Consider the following 18,001-nt stretch of genomic DNA (forward strand, 5'->3'; position numbering starts at 1 on the left):
GCGTCCTGGAGGATTCGAACCTCCGACCGCCTGGTTCGTAGCCAGGTACTCTATCCAGCTGAGCTAAGGACGCGCAGATCTTCTTGCTAAGAAGTTGTGAAGTAAATCACATTCATTTCTTACGAAACAAAAAAAAGGCCATCGGGCCAGTCAATGAATGGCGGTGAAGGAGGGATTCGAACCCTCGATACGGGATAAACCGTATACTCCCTTAGCAGGGGAGCGCCTTCAGCCTCTCGGCCACCTCACCGTTTTCATTGTTATATCTCAAAAGAGATATGGCGCGTCCTGGAGGATTCGAACCTCCGACCGCCTGGTTCGTAGCCAGGTACTCTATCCAGCTGAGCTAAGGACGCACTTTTTGTTGATAAATCAACGTTGCAAGAATGGCGGTGAAGGAGGGATTCGAACCCTCGATACGGGATAAACCGTATACTCCCTTAGCAGGGGAGCGCCTTCAGCCTCTCGGCCACCTCACCGTCTTGCGGAGGCACATATTACGTTTTACCGAAAATATGTCAAACACTTTCTTTGAAAAAATCTACGAAACTGGCTTAACCGTTGCTGATTTAATCAAAGTGACTATTAAACGAACTTTATCACTCTATTATGATGAAAAAAAGAGAGTCTTCTCTGAAAAAAAGACATTTATTTTCAAATAACTTTCTGAAGTTCGAATCAACATTATTGATGAATTCACAGCCATACTCAACACAATAGTTTCTGCAAATTTTCAAAAACAGTAAAAACTAAAAAGGCCAACCCTTCGGTTAGCCTTTTTCATTCAAACTAAGCTCTGTAAACAGGAGCGACTTAGTAGTTACCTGAAGCAACGTTGCCATTGCCTTTTTCAGCTTGAATGCGCATGTAGATTTCTTCACGGTGAACTGAAACCTCTTTCGGAGCGTTAACGCCGATACGCACTTGGTTACCTTTAACACCTAGTACAGTTACAGTCACTTCATCACCAATCATCAGTGTTTCGCCTACGCGGCGAGTCAAAATTAGCATTCTTTGCTCCTTGAGTAATCTCTAAATTTTCTTGCTACAAAGCTATTATCCAACAAAAGTTATATTTTCGTAAACTACCTTGTTAGCGAAAATCAGCCTAAAAAGGCATGTTTTTGTTGAATGTTTAATGCTTCACTAGACGTAATGTAAGCATCATGCAGAATGTTTGCTGCTGTATCCACACATTCGGGTGCTAAAACTAGCATCATAGTGAGTGCATTCGTTGCGCTGAAATTGATCTCAATATCTCGCTTTGCCAACAAATCGCATGCGTGCTCTACCATTCCATTGGCCTCAAGCCCCACTGCGGTCAACAGGCTTACCACTTCACTATTACGGATTTTGTCGCTGAACACCAGATCGAACTTGGCACATGCATCTTGTTTTATCATGATACCTGCCCGTTCTGTTTCCTCGATCACATTCCAAATGTCGATACCCAACATCTGACATTGTTTTGTAGCACTAGATAAATGTTCTTTATCGACTTCGATTATGGCAAGGTCACGTTGAATGGCTATACCAGAGACGGCTTGATTGCCTAACTCCCCCTTTACCAGACTGCCTTCATTAACATCAAATGTCGAAAGCACGCGCAGTGGCACATTATTCTTCCATGCAAATTGCACTGAAGGTAAATGTAATACTTTCGCGCCTCGGCTTGCCATCGCTTCCATGGAAGGAAAATCGATAACCGCCAATTTTCGCGCGTTTTTCACTACACGTGGGTCACAAGTATAAATACCATCAACGTCGGTAAAGATTTGACACTCATCAGCGCGCAATGCGCCTGCCAGTGCCACTGCGCTCGTATCTGAGCCACCTCGACCTAATGTGGTGATATCCCCGTTCTCATTCACACCTTGAAAGCCTGCAACAATCACGATTTGGTCTTGCTCAAGCAACCCCAGAATTGTCTTAGTATCAATGTGTTTAATCGTTGCGTCATTGTGTTGATTATCCGTCACAATATTCGCCTGTGCTCCGGTAAGCGAGCGTGTAGCATGACCCAATTTATTGAGTGTCATTGCTAACAGTGCCATTGACACTTGCTCACCAGCAGAGAGCAAAACATCAAGTTCTCGAGCTGTAGGCACGCTATCTATCTGTTTAGCGAGGTCCATCAGTCTGTTTGTTTCGCCTGACATTGCAGACACGACAACAACAACTTGATTGCCATCATTTTTCGCCTTAATGATGTGTTCAGCAACTTGGTGGATTCTTTCAATTGAACCCACTGAGGTTCCGCCAAACTTTTGCACGATAAGGGGCTTTTTCACCAGTCTTCACCTTCCCAAGACCGAAGTCTCTTTAGAACTGCTTACATCTTCAGTATTTCCTTTTAGAAAAATTATATAAGCAGTAGTTACAACAAAAACCAAATAGCCTAAATGGCTCGGTTAACTTTTGGTCAATTAAACCACTTGGCTGCTAAAAAAAATTACGCTCAATCAAAGAAACTTGATTGAGCGTAATTTTAGTAGTTAAAAGCTTATAAGCGCTCTTCTAACCAAGGCTGAACTGTTTTAATTGCCTCTGGTAGTGCGGCTACATCAGTACCACCAGCTTGAGCCATGTCAGGACGACCACCGCCCTTACCACCGACTTGCTCAGCAATCATCTTAACTAGATCTCCGGCTTTTACTTTACCAGTTAGATCTTTAGTCACACCAGCAATCAAGCCAACCTTGTCACCTGTTACGTTGGCAAGCAGTACGATACCAGACCCCATTTGGTTCTTGATGTCATCAACCATAGTACGTAGGTTCTTGCTGTCAGCGCCTTCAAGAGCTGCGACTAGAACTTTTGTACCATTGACTTCAACCGCTTTGCCCATGATGTTAGCGCTTTCTGCTGCCGCCATCTTATCTTTTAGCTTCTGCACTTCTTTCTCTAGCGCTTTTGCTTTCTGTGCAGATTCTGCCAGTTTCTCTTCGTACTTCGCGTTTTGAGCTTCAATAGCGTCTAATGCAGCCTCGCCTGTTACCGCCTCAATACGTCGAATACCTGCAGCAATGCCGCTTTCTGAAGTGATTTTGAATAGGCCAATATCACCTGTGCTTGATGCGTGAATACCACCGCAAAGCTCTGTCGAGAAGTCACCCATAGACAATACGCGTACTTCGTCGTCGTACTTCTCGCCGAATAGAGCCATTGCGCCTTTCTTCTTAGCTGACTCAATGTCCATCACGTTGGTTTCAATCGTGTGGTTGCGACGAATTTGCGCGTTAACTAGGCGCTCAACTTCTTTCAACTCTGCTGCGGTTACGGCTTCTAGATGCGAGAAGTCGAAACGTAGGTTGTCTGCCTTCACCAATGAGCCTTTCTGCGTTACGTGCTCACCTAAAACTTGGCGTAGTGCTGCGTGTAGCAAGTGCGTTGCTGAGTGGTTTAGAGAGATAGCTGCGCGACGCTCTGCGTCAACGATAGTTGCTACTTCATCACCTTTCGCTAGAACGCCTTCTGCCATTACACCGTGGTGCGCGATTGCGTTACCTAGTTTTTGAGTGTCCTCAACGCGGAATACACCAGACTCAGTACGGATTTCACCAGCGTCACCACACTGACCGCCTGACTCTGCGTAGAATGGTGTTTCACCAAGTACGATGATTGCTTTGTCGCCCGCAGATAGCGAATCTACTTCGTTGCCTTCAACGAACATCGCTGCTACAGAACTAGAGCCTTTAGTACCTGTGTAACCACAGAATTCTGTTTGCGTATCAACTTTGATTGCTGCGTTGTAGTCAGTACCGAAGTTACCCGCTTCACGCGCACGTTGACGCTGCTCTTCCATCGCTTTCTCGAAACCTTCTTCGTCGATTGCGAACTCACGCTCACGTGCTACGTCGTTAGTTAAGTCAGCTGGGAAGCCGTAAGTATCGTAAAGTTTAAATACGGTTTCGCCGTCTAGTACTTTACCATCTAGGTTATCTAGTGCTTCGTTTAGAATCGCCATACCGCGCTCAAGTGTACGACCAAAGTTTTCTTCTTCGATACGCAGTACTTTTTCAACCACAGCTTGTTGACGCTTCAGCTCTTCACCAGCCGTACCCATGATGTCAGCTAGAACGCCAACCAACTTGTGGAAGAATGCACCTTGTGCGCCCAGCTTGTTACCGTGACGAACTGCGCGACGGATGATACGGCGTAATACGTAACCACGACCTTCGTTTGAAGGCATAACGCCATCCACGATCAGGAATGAACATGAACGGATGTGGTCAGCGATAACGCGTAGTGATTGGTTTGATAGGTCTTCGTAACCGATCACTTCTGCTGCTGCTTTGATAAGAGCTTGGAATACATCAATTTCGTAGTTTGAGTGAACGCCCTGCATGATTGCAGAGATACGCTCGATACCCATACCAGTATCTACCGATGGTTTTGGTAGCGGTTCCATAGTGCCGTCTGCGTGACGGTTGAACTGCATGAATACGTTGTTCCAGATCTCGATGAAACGGTCACCATCTTCTTCAGGCGTGCCAGGACGGCCACCCCAGATGTGCTCACCGTGATCGTAGAAGATTTCAGTACATGGACCACAAGGGCCAGTGTCGCCCATTTGCCAGAAGTTATCAGACTCGTACGGCTTGCCGCCTTCTTTATCACCAATGCGAACAATACGATCAGCGGGTACGCCAACTTTCTTGTTCCAGATGTCAAACGCTTCGTCATCGGTTTCGTAAACAGTTACCAATAAACGATCCGCTGGCAGTTTAAGAACTTCGGTTAGGAATTCCCAAGCAAAGGAGATCGCATCTTCTTTGAAGTAATCGCCAAAGCTGAAGTTGCCTAACATTTCAAAGAATGTGTGGTGACGAGCAGTAAAGCCAACATTTTCTAGGTCGTTATGTTTACCACCAGCACGTACGCAACGCTGAGCCGTAGTCGCTCGAGTGTAGGCTCGTTTTTCTAAGCCTAAGAAACAATCTTTAAATTGGTTCATACCTGCGTTTGTGAACAGCAGGGTTGGGTCGTTATGTGGAACTAACGATGAACTTTCTACGATTTGGTGTCCTTTGCTCTCAAAGAACTTGAGGAACGCGTTACGAACCTCATCAGTGCTCATGTACATGCAGCTCTTCCTGAAAATAGTCGAGTTAGAATTTTGCCGTATTGTAGATCATGCAAACAGCTGAGACTAGTTTTCTTGAGGAAAAGAGGGAGTAGGAGAAAAAATTTGAAGCAAAACAAAAATCAGTGCGGACGACTGACCGTTAATCTTCGTCCTCAAAGCTCAGCGCGTAGCTGATTTGGTCAAAACTGTAGCCACGATATTGCAGAAAACGAACTTGTTTTGCGTACTCTTTTTGGTCTTTGGCTTTAATACCTTTGAATTTCTTTTCTGCCGCCTGTTTAGCCAGTTCAAACCAATCTTGCGGCTCTTCAGCCATAGCTTGCTCAATCACCGACTCCGCAACACGCTTCTGGTTTAACTCTTGACGAATTCGACGCTCTCCATGTCCTTTGTATACATGCTGTCTAATTTGACTCTTCGCGTAACGTAAATCATCTAAATAGTTATGGTCTAGGCAAAAATTAATTGCGATGTCGATGTCTGATTCTTCATAGCCCTTCATCGATAATTTTTGGTAAAGCTCATACTGACCATGATCGCGACGGCTAAGCAATTGTATAGCAGCCTCTTTGCTCGATAATGTTGGCGCCTGGCGTTTTTGGTACATGATGATCCTAAAAGTATTTTTGCTGTACAGGCTCTCAATGGCCTTTGTGATAATTCGATTTTTGATTTCAATAGATACAACAAAGCCCCGCATTGCAGGGCTTTGTCATTTATTAATCTATGAGAGATTAAAACTCTTCAGCTTGCTCTGGCGCTTCACCAGCTTCAGGCGCTTCCGCAAGTGCTGGCGCTAGCAACATTTCACGCAGTTTTGTATCGATAGTTTTAGCCACTTCAGGGTGCTCACGCAGGTAGTTACATGCATTCGCTTTACCTTGACCAATCTTATCGCCATTGTAGCTATACCAAGCACCGGCTTTTTCAACTAACTTGTGCTTCACACCTAGATCGACAAGTTCACCTTCGCGGTTAAAGCCTTGGCCGTACATGATTTGTGTGTTTGCTTCTTTAAATGGTGCTGCAATCTTATTCTTAACAACTTTGATGCGCGTTTCGTTACCTACGACTTCGTCACCTTCTTTGATTGCGCCAGTACGACGGATATCTAGACGAACAGAAGCGTAGAACTTAAGTGCGTTACCACCTGTTGTTGTTTCTGGGTTACCAAACATCACACCAATCTTCATACGGATTTGGTTGATGAAGATACACATACAGTTAGACTGCTTTAGGTTACCCGTTAGCTTACGCATTGCTTGAGAAAGCATACGTGCTTGCAGACCCATGTGGCTATCGCCCATTTCGCCTTCGATTTCTGCTTTCGGTGTTAGCGCTGCAACAGAGTCGACAACCATAACATCGATAGCACCAGAACGTGCAAGTGCGTCACAGATCTCTAGCGCTTGCTCACCTGTGTCTGGCTGAGAAACTAGCAATGCATCGATATCTACGCCAAGTTTCTTCGCGTATACAGGATCTAGAGCGTGCTCTGCATCGATAAACGCACAAGTTTTGCCTTCACGTTGCGCAGCAGCAATAAGCTCAAGCGTTAATGTTGTTTTACCTGAAGATTCTGGGCCGTAGATTTCTACGATACGACCCATTGGTAGACCACCAGCACCCAAAGCGATATCAAGAGAAAGAGAACCCGTTGAGATGGTTTCTACGTCCATTGCGCGGTTATCACCAAGGCGCATGATAGAGCCTTTACCGAATTGCTTTTCAATTTGACCTAGCGCAGCGGCGAGCGCTTTCTGTTTGTTCTCGTCCATTACTTTCTCCGATTTATTCATCTTCTTTGGGCGACGAATAGTAATTCATTTTTCTTAAGCAGAAGAACTGCTCAGCAATGAAAGTTATTATACTGTTGATTCATACAGTGTCCATACCTGTATGAAAAAAATTTGGCTGACCTAAAGTCGTGATTTGCTCTAGCCCTTATCAATGCTGGGCTAAAACAATTTAAGAAATTCTAGAGTAGATGTTGATACAATTGAGTCAGCGCATGCTCGACCGCTTTTTTGCGAACTTCTGCACGGTCACCAGTAAAATGCATGGTTTCGACTTGCTGCCAACTTTGGTTATCAGCAAAAGCAAAGCAGACCATGCCGACTGGTTTCTCTTCACTGCCCCCCCCCGGCCCTGCAATACCACTGATGGACACACCGATGGTCGCATTGGAGTTTTTCATTGCACCCTGTACCATTTCAATCACAACTGGCTCACTCACTGCACCATGCGCTTCTAACGTTGAAGCTTGCACACCAAGCATCTCCATTTTCGCTTCATTACTGTAGGTGACAAACGCACGGTCAAGCCACGCTGAACTACCAGCAATGTCAGTAATGGCGGTTGCAACACCACCACCAGTGCATGATTCTGCGGTCGTTAAAAGATGCCCGTGTTTAGCCAATAATGCGCCTAAATCGGCACTCAATTTTGTTGTTTTTTCCATAGCCAAAATGCCCTTTGTCTCTTTTTACTTGATAGGGATTCACGTATCCTAAGCCGCTACGGAAATAAACAAAAGAACTTACCTGTGAAAGCTGAACAAAAACACACTCCGATGATGCAGCAATACCTCAAGCTAAAAGCTGAGAACCCAGAGATTTTGCTGTTCTACCGCATGGGCGATTTCTACGAACTCTTTTACGATGATGCCAAGCGAGCTTCTCAGCTTCTTGATATTTCATTGACCAAACGTGGTGCGTCTGCAGGTGAACCTATCCCAATGGCGGGTGTGCCATTTCACGCCGTAGAGGGCTACCTGGCAAAACTTGTTCAGCTTGGTGAGTCTGTGGCGATCTGTGAACAGATTGGCGATCCGGCCACCAGCAAGGGCCCAGTAGAACGTAAAGTTGTGCGTATCGTTACACCAGGTACTGTGACGGATGAGGCGCTGCTTTCTGAGCGTGTCGATAACTTAATCGCAGCAATTTACCATCACAACGGTAAGTTCGGTTATGCGACGCTGGATGTCACCTCTGGTCGCTTCCAACTGACAGAACCAGAAACTGAAGAAGCGATGACAGCCGAGCTTCAACGTACCGCACCACGTGAGCTACTGTTCCCAGAAGATTTTGAACCTGTACATTTAATGGCGAGCCGCAATGGTAACCGTCGTCGCCCAGTCTGGGAGTTTGAGCTTGATACGGCTAAGCAACAACTCAATCAACAATTTGGCACAAAAGATCTGGTTGGTTTTGGTGTAGAACATGCGTCCTTAGGGTTATGTGCTGCTGGTTGTTTGATCCAGTACGTAAAAGATACTCAACGTACGGCTTTACCTCATATTCGCTCTTTAACGTTTGATCATCAGGATCAATCCGTCATCCTTGATGCTGCTACCCGACGTAATCTGGAAATTACTCAAAATCTAGCAGGCGGAACCGATAACACGCTAGCTGCAGTACTCGACCATTGTGCAACTCCGATGGGCAGCCGAATGCTGAAGCGTTGGTTGCATCAGCCTATGCGTTGCATTGAAACGTTAAACAATCGTCTTGATGCAATTGGTGAGATTAAAGAACAAGCTCTGTTTGCCGATCTTCAACCAACGTTAAAGCAAATTGGTGATATTGAACGTATCTTAGCGCGCCTTGCATTACGCTCTGCTCGCCCTCGCGATATGGCTAGACTTCGCAATGCCATGCAACAGCTACCAGAGCTAGAATCTGTCACCGCTTCTTTGACCCATCCGTACCTAACGAAATTGGCGAAGTATGCAGCTCCGATTGACGAAGTATGTGACCTGTTAGAACGCGCGATTAAAGAAAATCCGCCGGTTGTTATTCGTGATGGTGGCGTCATCGCTGAAGGCTACAATGCGGAGCTCGATGAATGGCGAAAATTGGCAGACGGTGCAACAGAATATCTTGAGCAGCTTGAGCGAGATGAGCGTGAACGACACGGTATCGATACGCTTAAAGTAGGCTATAACAACGTTCATGGCTTCTTTATCCAAGTGAGCCGTGGCCAGAGCCATTTGGTTCCACCGCATTATGTACGTCGCCAAACACTCAAAAACGCTGAACGCTACATCATCCCAGAGCTTAAGGAACACGAAGACAAAGTACTTAACTCGAAATCTAAAGCGTTAGCACTTGAGAAACAGTTGTGGGAAGAACTGTTTGATCTATTGATGCCAAACCTTGAGAAGCTGCAAAACCTAGCTTCTGCTCTGTCTCAACTAGATGTATTACAAAACCTTGCAGAGCGTGCAGATTCGTTAGATTACTGCCGCCCAACGCTTGTGAAAGACGCAGGAATTCACATTCAAGCTGGCCGTCATCCAGTCGTAGAACAAGTAACAACAGAGCCGTTCATCGCGAACCCAATTGAGCTTAACCCAGCCCGTAAGATGTTGATCATCACCGGTCCAAACATGGGTGGTAAATCAACCTACATGCGTCAAACTGCGCTGATTGCATTGATGGCACATATCGGCTCTTATGTACCGGCAGAATCCGCACAGATTGGTTCTTTAGATCGTATATTTACTCGTATTGGTGCATCAGATGATCTTGCATCTGGCCGCTCGACCTTCATGGTAGAAATGACCGAAACAGCCAATATTCTTCACAACGCAACTAAGAACAGTTTGGTGCTAATGGATGAAATCGGACGCGGTACTAGTACTTACGACGGTCTGTCTTTAGCTTGGGCAAGTGCGGAATGGCTCGCAACACAAATTGGTGCGATGACCCTATTTGCAACTCACTACTTCGAATTAACAGAGTTACCGAACCAACTGCCAAACTTAGCGAACGTTCACTTGGATGCCGTAGAGCATGGAGACAGCATTGCCTTTATGCACGCAGTTCAAGAAGGTGCGGCAAGTAAGTCTTACGGCTTGGCTGTTGCGGGCTTAGCTGGCGTACCAAAAACGGTCATCAAAAATGCGCGTAACAAGCTATCTCAGCTAGAGCAACTGGGGCAAAACAGTGACACACCGCGTCCAAGTGCAGTAGATGTGGCTAACCAGTTGAGCCTGATTCCAGAGCCTAGCGAGGTCGAACAAGCTCTGTCAGGTATTGATCCTGACGACTTAACGCCACGCCAAGCTCTTGAAGAGCTGTATCGCTTGAAGAAGATGCTGTAAACAGACTCACACCGACGAGCAAAAAAGAAAAAAGGCTAGGGGGAACCATAGCCTTTTGTGTATCTAGTGAAATACGGATTACTTAATCGTCTTCTACGTTAAACAAGTTTTCCATATTCAAACCTTGTTTGATTAGGACTTCACGAAGACGACGTAAACCTTCCACTTGTATTTGACGTACTCGCTCACGTGTCAGACCAATCTCTCGACCAACTTCTTCCAGCGTCGAAGGCTCGTAGCCTAGTAGGCCGAAGCGACGTGCAAGCACTTCTTTCTGTTTCGGATTCAACTCTTCTAACCAATGAATCAACGATGATTTGATGTCGTCATCTTGAGTCGAAACTTCTGGATCAGAGTTGTTTGCATCAGGAATAATATCCAGCAGCGCTTTCTCACCGTCACCACCGATTGGCGTGTCGACAGAGCTAATACGCTCATTAAGGCGTAACATTTTGCTTACGTCTTCGACTGGAATATCTAATTGAGCAGCAATTTCTTCTGCGGTCGGTTCGTGATCGAGCTTTTGAGAAAGTTCACGCGCAGTACGCAGATAAATGTTCAGCTCTTTCACTACGTGGATAGGTAGACGGATCGTGCGAGTTTGGTTCATCAACGCTCGCTCTATCGTTTGTCGGATCCACCATGTTGCGTAAGTAGAGAAACGGAAACCACGTTCTGGGTCGAATTTTTCGACCGCTCGGATCAAGCCGAGGTTACCTTCTTCAATCAGATCGAGTAGTGCTAGACCACGGTTACTGTATCGACGAGAAATCTTAACAACCAAACGTAGGTTACTTTCGATCATACGTTTGCGTGCCGCTTCGTCGCCACGTAGGGCGCGTCTTGCGTAAAGCACTTCTTCTTCGGCAGTAAGTAAAGGTGAGAAGCCAATTTCGCCCAAATACAACTGAGTTGCATCTAAGCTTTTACTGCTCGCGTCAAATTCTTCACGCGCAGTCGCTTTGCTTTCTGTGGATGATGATCTTTCGAGTTCGTTATCAATGGTCTTCACTGACGCATTGTCAAATGCAAACTCTTCAACTTTGGTTACTGTGTTGCTGATACTCATAACGCCTCCCCCTGGCGAGTTAGCAAGACATGACAACTCAATATGTCGCTAAATGATGTCGCAAGTTGTTTTTCAAAGTTTTAAGGCAAATAGCGTTTTGGATTCACTGATTTACCTTGATAGCGAATTTCAAAGTGTAGTTTGACCGACTTTGCACCTGAACTACCCATGGTGGCGATTTTTTGTCCGCTTTTTACGCTTTGTCCTTCTGTGACCAGCAGTTTGTCATTATGTGCGTATGCGCTTAAATAATTGTCGTTATGCTTTACTATAATTAAGTTGCCATAACCTCGTAGCGCATTGCCTGAATAAACGACTGTGCCGGCTGCGGTTGAAACGATAGGTTGACCACGCTGTCCTGCGATGTCGATACCTTTATTTCCCTGTTCTCCCGCCGAAAAGTTCTTGATTACTCTCCCTTTTGTTGGCCACAACCACTTTGAGACTTTATCACTCTTTACTGTGGTAGTTGGCGATTTTTGCTTCACTTTTTGGTTGTCTTTTGAACCAACATACTCCTTTGTTTTCGATTGTTCAACCTTCTTTGGAGGCTGTTTTTGTACGACTTTAGGCTTAGTCTCTGTAGGTTTTTGACTAGAGTTTTTACTCGAAGGTTTAGGTTTAGAGGCTGTTGATGTTTTCGTCACTGGAGCTGGGGGTGTCGTAACAACAGGAGCCACAACGGGTTCAACTTTTTGACCATATTTAGGGGCGACATATTTCGGAGCCCAAAGTTTTAGCCTCTGTCCTGGGTAGATAGTGTAAGGCTGAGTTAACTCATTGTAACGAACAAGATCATTTACATCTTTATCTGTGACATAAGCTATGAAGTAAAGTGTATCGCCTTTTTTTACCTCATAATAACTCCCTCTGTAACTCCCTCTTTCAAGGCTTGAATAGTCTTTTTTTAGGCTAGAGACAGGTGCAGGGGAATGCGCTGCACAACCAACTAGTCCTGCAGCAAACACAAAGCTAATACCAATATGACGTAGTAACTTATTCACCTATCCCTAACCCTTAAGCTAAATCACCCGCAACCAGAGGTACGAACCGAACCATTTCTACAACGGTAGAGAGATATTCGTCTCCCTTACGCTCTATTTTTAATAACTGTTGTTCCGTATCTCCAACAGGAATGACCATTTTGCCGCCATCTCTTAATTGTGAGAGAAGAGCTTGGGGAATCACTTCAGCGGCAGCGGTAACAATGATAGCATCGAAAGGACCTCTCGCTTCCCAGCCCTGCCACCCATCAGCATGCTTAGTTGAAACATTGTAAATATCCAATTGCTTCAGGCGACGCTTTGCTTCCCATTGCAACGATTTAATTCGCTCAACGGAGTATACATGATCAACAATTTGCGCCAGTACCGCAGTTTGATAACCCGATCCCGTTCCGATTTCCAGAACACGACTCGCCGATTCTAGCTCAAGCAACTCGGTCATACGAGCAACGATATAAGGCTGAGAAATAGTTTGTCCCTGACCAATTGGTAACGCATTGTTATCATAGGCTTGGTGCATCATCGCTTGAGAAACAAAGCTTTCTCGTGGCAAGCGTTGGATAGCATCCAGAACTCTTTGGTCTTTGATGCCACTGGAGATAAGAAACGCTATCAACCTGTCAGCATGTGGGTTACTCATTACTTCTCTTCCTTTAACCAACTATCCATAGCACGCAGCGACTCGTGAGCGGTGAGATCAACTTGCAGAGGCGTCATTGAAACTCGGCCATGCTCAATTGCATAAAAGTCCGTGCCCTCTCCTGCATCTTGCTCCTTTCCTGGTGGCCCTAACCAATAAATGTCATGGCCTCTCGGATCTTTCTGCTTGATCATATTCTCTGCGTGATGACGTGCACCTAAACGCGTAACTTCAATTTCACCTAAATTCTCTGATGGTAAGTCAGGCACGTTTACGTTCAGTAGACGATTCGTTGGAATCGGCGACGCTAAATGCTGTTGTACAATTTGACGTGCAATTTTAGCGGCGGATTCGAAATGTCGCTTACCCACTAGTGAAAAAGCCACCGACTGAACGCCAAGGAAATGACCTTCCATGGCGGCTGCTACTGTTCCAGAATAAAGAACATCATCACCCAAATTAGCGCCATGGTTGATTCCTGACAGAACAAGATCAGGCAAATCATCTTTCATTAGCTCATTCAGCGCGAAATGCACACAATCCGTGGGCGTGCCTTGCACTGAGTAGATATTTGGGGCAATTTCAGTCACGCGTAATGGTTGTTCTAATGTGAGTGAATTCGAAGCACCTGAACGATTTCGATCAGGTGCGACAATGGTCACTTCGGCGATATCTCTCAACTCATCAGCGAGGGCATGAATCCCTTGTGCATGAACACCATCATCATTGCTGATTAAGACTCTTAAGGGCTTCGGGTTTCGTGAATCCTGTTCCATTAGTATTCTCTTTCTACTTCAACCTCATTAACTAACTCACGAACAATAGAGGTCGCAAAAGATCCCGCATCCAGTGAGAAAGTCAGCGTAATGTTGTTACCTTCAACCGTCCAAGCTAAATCTTTTGGCTTCAGCGCAATATCGCGACGATCGTGGCGCATGCGATTACCACGAATCAGCGCCATGAGGTCAGGCTCTTCGTCTAAAAACGGTTGCTCTAATGCCAGAGCCTCGGCTTGAGTAGGCAGTGCATTATCGCCAGCAAGCGCAGCGGTAATTGCCGCTTCACCTTGTGCAAATTGCACTTGCAAATCAGTGATGTTGTTTGCATCAATCAACTGAGTGCCAGAATTCGTCTGTGCAATGTCACCATCAATGAACTTATCAAACACACCATTCTCTAGACGAGCTGAAACGATGCGGTTGAAAATCCACGAACGAGCCGCTGATAAATACATGCTTCGCTTGTTTTGATTGCGGGTACGAACGTTTTCGCGTCCCCATCGACGTGCTTCTTCAAGGTTGTTGCCATCGTTACCAAAACGCTGACTACCAAAGTAGTTTGGCACGCCAACTTGTTTCACTTTTTCAAGACGTTGCTCTACATCCGCTATATCTGTCACTTCAGACAAAGTAACCACGAACTCGTTCCCTACTAGGTCACCAGGACGCAGTTTTTTATTGTGACGATCTGTTGCAAGGATTTCGATACTTGGGTATTGAGCCAAAAACGCTGAAAAATCTGGCGTTTCACCTTTTGGTAAATGGACACTTAACCACTGTTCCGTCACCGCATGACGGTCTTTAAGACCCGCCCAGCTAACGTCTTTCGACTTAACACCACAGGCTTTTGCTAACTCGTTAGCAACGAAGCTGGTGTTCTCGCCCGTTTTACGGATACGAACCATTAAGTGCTCGCCTTCGCCCGTAAAGGCAAAACCTAAATCTTCGCGAACCTGAAAATGCTCTGGCTGCGCTTTAATTTTTGCCGATGCAACTGGCTTACCCGTTAGGTAAGCCAATGAAGATAAAATGTCTGACATGATGTGTTTCCGCTGATATCACAGCTTAGAGGAGCAAATTGCTAGTTATTGCTTAAACAGAAGTACAACGGCTTCCGTTGCAATGCCTTCTTTGCGTCCAGTAAAACCGAGACGTTCTGTCGTCGTCGCTTTTACGTTAATGTTACTAATGTCGGTTTCTAGGTCTTCGGCTATCGCCGCACACATTGCGTCAATGTGTGGTGCCATTTTAGGCGCTTGTGCCATGATGGTTACATCAGCATTGCCAAGACGGTAGCCTTGCTCTTTAACTCGACGGTAAACGTCTTTCAGTAATTCACGACTGTTTGCGCCTTTCCATTTATCATCCGTATCTGGGAAATGACGACCAATATCGCCGGCAGCAATCGCGCCCAGCAGAGCATCCGTTAACGCATGCAACGCTACATCGCCATCTGAGTGAGCAATCAAACCTTGCTCATAAGGGATTGCTACACCACCAATAATGACTGGGCCTTCACCACCGAATTTATGTACATCGAAACCATGACCAATTCGAATCATTTTCTATCCTTTCTTTATTCGCCGCGCTCACGGCTTAGATAAAACTCGGCTAACGCAAGATCTTCTGGCTGAGTGATTTTTATATTGTTCGCATTCCCTTGAACTAAGGCTGGCTTCTCGCCTAACCATTCCAAAGCCGAGGCTTCATCGGTAATGGTTACACCCTGTTCTAATGCGTCAGCCAGTGCTTGAGTAAGCTGCTGAGTTTTAAACATTTGTGGAGTAAGTGCATGCCACAATGCTTCTCTATCTACCGTATGATCGATATCTTGTACTGCGTTTGCTCGCTTCATTGTATCTCTCACAGGAGATGCGAGAATGCCACCCGTTGAGTGGGCGCAGCAAACATCAATCAAACGGTCAATGTCGGATGTTAATACACATGGCCTCGCAGCGTCGTGGACTAATACCCACTCGCTTTCCAGATGCTCATTGACATAGTTTAGCCCTGATAACACAGAGTCTGCTCTTTCTTTACCACCAGCTACACGAATCACATCTGGGTGCTTAGCAATGGACAATTCTGGGTAATATGGGTCGCCGTCAGTAATGGCAACGACAACCTTAGAAATATTTGGGTGGGAAAGCAGTTTCTCTACGGTATGTTCCAGTACCGCTTTACCTTCGATCAATAAATATTGCTTAGGGCGATCTGCCTTCATTCTGCTACCCACACCCGCAGCTGGCACAATTGCGATATGCGATGAGTTCATATCCAACATTTTAATGGTTTTCCTCACCTATAATGCGGTAAAAAGTCTCGCCATCTTTAACTAAACCGAGCTCATGACGCGCACGTTCTTCAATCGCATCAAGACCTTGCCTTAAGTCATCAATCTCAGCGAACATTTCATTGTTGCGAGCTTGTAGCTTGCTGTTCACTTGTTGCTGAACTTCAATTTCATCTTTTACTGTGTAGTAGTCAGACACTCCGTTTTTACCAAACCATAGAGTGTATTGAAGCAAGCCAAACAGTAGCGTAAGGGCTATAACAAAGATTCGCATATCGCTGCTAACATTCTGTACCGGAAGGAATTAGATAAGGTGACATATATAGCATAAATGCGAGGTTGCCTCTAGGGGAGAAAGGGAGACTCACACGCTCCTTACAAGAAATAAGCAGCAAAATGAAACAAGCTCATAGGAAGCGCTCCTTACCCATGACCAAAGTAAGAGCCAAAAATACAAACCTATAAATACAAAAAACCGCCGTAGCGATGGTTTCAAAAAGCTATTTAGCGAAACTTTACTCAATAAGAATTAAGCCTGACCTTTAACTTCTTTGAGACCACTTCCTTGAAACATGGAGGAGCGCGCTCACTTAGAGCTTCCGTCATATAAAAAACGCCCCGCAAGTGCGAGGCGTTTTCAAAAGCTTTAAGTTAAGCGGTTAATTCAATTAAGAATTAAGCTTGACCTTTAACTTCTTTAAGACCGTTGAAAGGAGCGCGCTCACCTAGAGCTTCCTCGATACGGATTAGCTGGTTGTACTTAGCAACACGGTCAGAACGGCTCATAGAACCAGTTTTGATTTGACCTGCAGCTGTACCTACCGCTAGGTCAGCGATAGTTGCATCTTCAGTTTCGCCAGAACGGTGAGAGATTACTGCTGTGTAACCTGCGTCTTTAGCCATCTTGATTGCAGCTAGAGTCTCAGTTAGAGAACCGATTTGGTTGAACTTGATAAGGATAGAGTTAGCTACGCCTTTCTCGATACCTTCAGCAAGGATCTTAGTGTTAGTAACGAATAGATCGTCACCTACTAGTTGAAGCTTGCCACCTAGTAGTTCAGTTTGGTGCTTGAAGCCATCCCAGTCAGACTCGTCTAGACCGTCTTCGATAGAAACGATTGGGAATTGGTTAGCTAGCTCAGCTAGGTAGTGGTTGAACTCTTCAGAAGTGAAAGTTTTACCTTCGCCTTTCATGTTGTAGATGCCAGCTTCTTTGTCGAAGAACTCAGATGCAGCACAGTCCATAGCTAGAGTAACGTCTTTACCTAGTTCATAACCAGCAGCTGCAACAGCTTCTGCGATAACTTCTAGAGCTTCAGCGTTAGATTTAAGGTTAGGAGCGAAACCACCTTCATCACCAACTGCAGTGCTGTAGCCTTTAGACTTAAGAACTTTAGCTAGGTTGTGGAATACTTCTGCACCGATACGTAGACCTTCTTTAAGAGTCTTAGCGCCAACTGGTTGGATCATGAACTCTTGGATGTCAACGTTGTTGTCTGCGTGCTCGCCACCGTTGATGATGTTCATCATTGGTAGAGGCATAGAGAACTGACCTGCAGTGCCGTTTAGCTCAGCGATGTGCTCGTATAGAGGCATGCCTTTCGCAGCAGCAGCAGCTTTAGCGTTTGCTAGAGAAACAGCTAGGATAGCGTTAGCACCGAATTTAGATTTGTTTTCAGTGCCGTCTAGTTCGATCATTACTGCGTCGATTGCAGCTTGGTCTTTAGCGTCTTTGCCAACTAGAGCTTCAGCGATTGGGCCGTTTACAGCTTCAACTGCTTTAAGAACACCTTTACCTAGGAAACGTGCTTTGTCACCGTCACGTAGCTCAAGAGCTTCGCGAGAACCAGTAGAAGCGCCAGATGGAGCTGCCGCCATACCTACGAAACCGCCTTCTAGGTGTACTTCAGCTTCTACAGTTGGGTTACCACGTGAGTCGATGATTTCACGACCTAGAACTTTAACGATCTTAGACATTAATGTTTCCTCTCGTTTCAAATATAAATGTCAATCTTAAAGG

Annotated in this window: 16 protein-coding genes and 4 tRNA genes; 1 reads left to right on the forward strand and 19 read right to left on the reverse strand. The window is 45.5% G+C overall.

What is annotated here, in order from left to right; all coding sequences use genetic code 11:
- The 10 genes from R7Z77_RS03835 to pncC all read right to left on the reverse strand — a co-directional run bounded on the left by R7Z77_RS03835 (position 1) and on the right by pncC (position 7,550).
- Positions 1 to 73, reverse strand: a tRNA-Arg gene (locus R7Z77_RS03835).
- An 85-nt stretch (positions 74 to 158) separates the two neighbouring features.
- Positions 159 to 250 (reverse strand) — tRNA-Ser (locus R7Z77_RS03840).
- Between the two features lie 29 nt (positions 251 to 279).
- Positions 280 to 356 (reverse strand) — tRNA-Arg (locus R7Z77_RS03845).
- 31 nt (positions 357 to 387) lie between these two features.
- A tRNA-Ser gene (locus R7Z77_RS03850) sits at positions 388 to 479 on the reverse strand.
- A gap of 334 nt (positions 480 to 813) precedes the next feature.
- Positions 814 to 1,011 carry a carbon storage regulator CsrA gene (csrA, locus tag R7Z77_RS03855; RefSeq protein WP_004415691.1) on the reverse strand — a complete coding sequence of 66 codons (198 nt, stop codon included), beginning with the start codon at positions 1,009 to 1,011 and terminating at the stop codon, positions 814 to 816.
- A gap of 92 nt (positions 1,012 to 1,103) precedes the next feature.
- Positions 1,104 to 2,291 carry an aspartate kinase gene (locus R7Z77_RS03860; protein WP_033907430.1) on the reverse strand — a complete coding sequence of 396 codons (1,188 nt, stop codon included), beginning with the start codon at positions 2,289 to 2,291 and terminating at the stop codon, positions 1,104 to 1,106.
- A gap of 212 nt (positions 2,292 to 2,503) precedes the next feature.
- On the reverse strand, positions 2,504 to 5,086 hold the full coding sequence (gene alaS, locus R7Z77_RS03865) for an alanine--tRNA ligase (RefSeq protein ID WP_033907431.1): 2,583 nt from the start codon (positions 5,084 to 5,086) through the stop codon (positions 2,504 to 2,506).
- A 142-nt stretch (positions 5,087 to 5,228) separates the two neighbouring features.
- Positions 5,229 to 5,696 carry a recombination regulator RecX gene (recX, locus tag R7Z77_RS03870; RefSeq protein ID WP_017633543.1) on the reverse strand — a complete coding sequence of 156 codons (468 nt, stop codon included), beginning with the start codon at positions 5,694 to 5,696 and terminating at the stop codon, positions 5,229 to 5,231.
- Between the two features lie 127 nt (positions 5,697 to 5,823).
- Positions 5,824 to 6,867, reverse strand: a complete 1,044-nt coding sequence (recA, locus tag R7Z77_RS03875) for a recombinase RecA (protein WP_005380874.1) — start codon at positions 6,865 to 6,867, stop codon at positions 5,824 to 5,826.
- A 200-nt stretch (positions 6,868 to 7,067) separates the two neighbouring features.
- Positions 7,068 to 7,550 (reverse strand): nicotinamide-nucleotide amidase, encoded by a 483-nt coding sequence (pncC, locus tag R7Z77_RS03880; RefSeq protein ID WP_005380875.1) that lies wholly within the window; start codon positions 7,548 to 7,550, stop codon positions 7,068 to 7,070.
- Between the two features lie 84 nt (positions 7,551 to 7,634).
- Between pncC and mutS the strand changes: the two genes are divergently transcribed.
- Positions 7,635 to 10,196 carry a DNA mismatch repair protein MutS gene (mutS, locus tag R7Z77_RS03885; RefSeq protein ID WP_033907432.1) on the forward strand — a complete coding sequence of 854 codons (2,562 nt, stop codon included), beginning with the start codon at positions 7,635 to 7,637 and terminating at the stop codon, positions 10,194 to 10,196.
- Between the two features lie 82 nt (positions 10,197 to 10,278).
- Here the strand turns inward: mutS and rpoS are convergent, their stop codons facing one another.
- From rpoS to eno, 9 genes are all read right to left on the reverse strand, one after another.
- Entirely contained in the window at positions 10,279 to 11,265 is a 987-nt protein-coding gene (gene rpoS / locus R7Z77_RS03890) for an RNA polymerase sigma factor RpoS (RefSeq protein ID WP_005380887.1), read from the reverse strand.
- Between the two features lie 80 nt (positions 11,266 to 11,345).
- Positions 11,346 to 12,269 carry a peptidoglycan DD-metalloendopeptidase family protein gene (locus R7Z77_RS03895; protein ID WP_033907434.1) on the reverse strand — a complete coding sequence of 308 codons (924 nt, stop codon included), beginning with the start codon at positions 12,267 to 12,269 and terminating at the stop codon, positions 11,346 to 11,348.
- A gap of 13 nt (positions 12,270 to 12,282) precedes the next feature.
- Complete coding sequence (locus R7Z77_RS03900) at positions 12,283 to 12,909, reverse strand: protein-L-isoaspartate(D-aspartate) O-methyltransferase (protein WP_033907436.1); 627 nt, start codon at positions 12,907 to 12,909, stop codon at positions 12,283 to 12,285.
- Positions 12,909 to 13,685, reverse strand: coding sequence for a 5'/3'-nucleotidase SurE (surE, locus tag R7Z77_RS03905; RefSeq protein WP_005380894.1), 777 nt, complete (start codon positions 13,683 to 13,685; stop codon positions 12,909 to 12,911). Before surE ends, R7Z77_RS03900 begins: the two co-directional genes overlap by 1 nt.
- The gene (truD, locus tag R7Z77_RS03910) at positions 13,685 to 14,728 is read right to left on the reverse strand and encodes a tRNA pseudouridine(13) synthase TruD (protein ID WP_033907437.1); all 1,044 of its coding nucleotides are present in this window, start codon (positions 14,726 to 14,728) and stop codon (positions 13,685 to 13,687) included. Before truD ends, surE begins: the two co-directional genes overlap by 1 nt.
- Positions 14,729 to 14,773: 45 nt before the next feature.
- Positions 14,774 to 15,250 (reverse strand): 2-C-methyl-D-erythritol 2,4-cyclodiphosphate synthase, encoded by a 477-nt coding sequence (gene ispF, locus R7Z77_RS03915; RefSeq protein ID WP_005380896.1) that lies wholly within the window; start codon positions 15,248 to 15,250, stop codon positions 14,774 to 14,776.
- Positions 15,251 to 15,264: 14 nt separating this feature from the next.
- Positions 15,265 to 15,972, reverse strand: coding sequence for a 2-C-methyl-D-erythritol 4-phosphate cytidylyltransferase (gene ispD, locus R7Z77_RS03920; protein ID WP_017821625.1), 708 nt, complete (start codon positions 15,970 to 15,972; stop codon positions 15,265 to 15,267).
- Position 15,973: 1 nt separating this feature from the next.
- Positions 15,974 to 16,255 carry a cell division protein FtsB gene (gene ftsB / locus R7Z77_RS03925; RefSeq protein WP_005380907.1) on the reverse strand — a complete coding sequence of 94 codons (282 nt, stop codon included), beginning with the start codon at positions 16,253 to 16,255 and terminating at the stop codon, positions 15,974 to 15,976.
- A 401-nt stretch (positions 16,256 to 16,656) separates the two neighbouring features.
- The gene (eno, locus tag R7Z77_RS03930; RefSeq protein WP_033907438.1) at positions 16,657 to 17,958 is read right to left on the reverse strand and encodes a phosphopyruvate hydratase; all 1,302 of its coding nucleotides are present in this window, start codon (positions 17,956 to 17,958) and stop codon (positions 16,657 to 16,659) included.
- Between the last annotated feature and the right edge of the window lie 43 nt (positions 17,959 to 18,001).

The sequence above is a fragment of the Vibrio sp. 1401 genome, assembly GCF_033340295.1.

Excerpts from the sequence above, each read along its gene's own strand:
- csrA (WP_004415691.1), bottom strand. The coding sequence starts at position 1,011 with ATGCTAATTTTGACTCGCCGCGTAGGCGAAACACTGATGATTGGTGAT.
- alaS (WP_033907431.1), bottom strand. The coding sequence starts at position 5,086 with ATGTACATGAGCACTGATGAGGTTCGTAACGCGTTCCTCAAGTTCTTT.
- recX (WP_017633543.1), bottom strand. The coding sequence starts at position 5,696 with ATGTACCAAAAACGCCAGGCGCCAACATTATCGAGCAAAGAGGCTGCT.
- recA (WP_005380874.1), bottom strand. The coding sequence starts at position 6,867 with ATGGACGAGAACAAACAGAAAGCGCTCGCCGCTGCGCTAGGTCAAATT.
- pncC (WP_005380875.1), bottom strand. The coding sequence starts at position 7,550 with ATGGAAAAAACAACAAAATTGAGTGCCGATTTAGGCGCATTATTGGCT.
- rpoS (WP_005380887.1), bottom strand. The coding sequence starts at position 11,265 with ATGAGTATCAGCAACACAGTAACCAAAGTTGAAGAGTTTGCATTTGAC.
- R7Z77_RS03900 (WP_033907436.1), bottom strand. The coding sequence starts at position 12,909 with ATGAGTAACCCACATGCTGACAGGTTGATAGCGTTTCTTATCTCCAGT.
- surE (WP_005380894.1), bottom strand. The coding sequence starts at position 13,685 with ATGGAACAGGATTCACGAAACCCGAAGCCCTTAAGAGTCTTAATCAGC.
- truD (WP_033907437.1), bottom strand. The coding sequence starts at position 14,728 with ATGTCAGACATTTTATCTTCATTGGCTTACCTAACGGGTAAGCCAGTT.
- ispF (WP_005380896.1), bottom strand. The coding sequence starts at position 15,250 with ATGATTCGAATTGGTCATGGTTTCGATGTACATAAATTCGGTGGTGAA.
- ispD (WP_017821625.1), bottom strand. The coding sequence starts at position 15,972 with ATGTTGGATATGAACTCATCGCATATCGCAATTGTGCCAGCTGCGGGT.
- ftsB (WP_005380907.1), bottom strand. The coding sequence starts at position 16,255 with ATGCGAATCTTTGTTATAGCCCTTACGCTACTGTTTGGCTTGCTTCAA.
- eno (WP_033907438.1), bottom strand. The coding sequence starts at position 17,958 with ATGTCTAAGATCGTTAAAGTTCTAGGTCGTGAAATCATCGACTCACGT.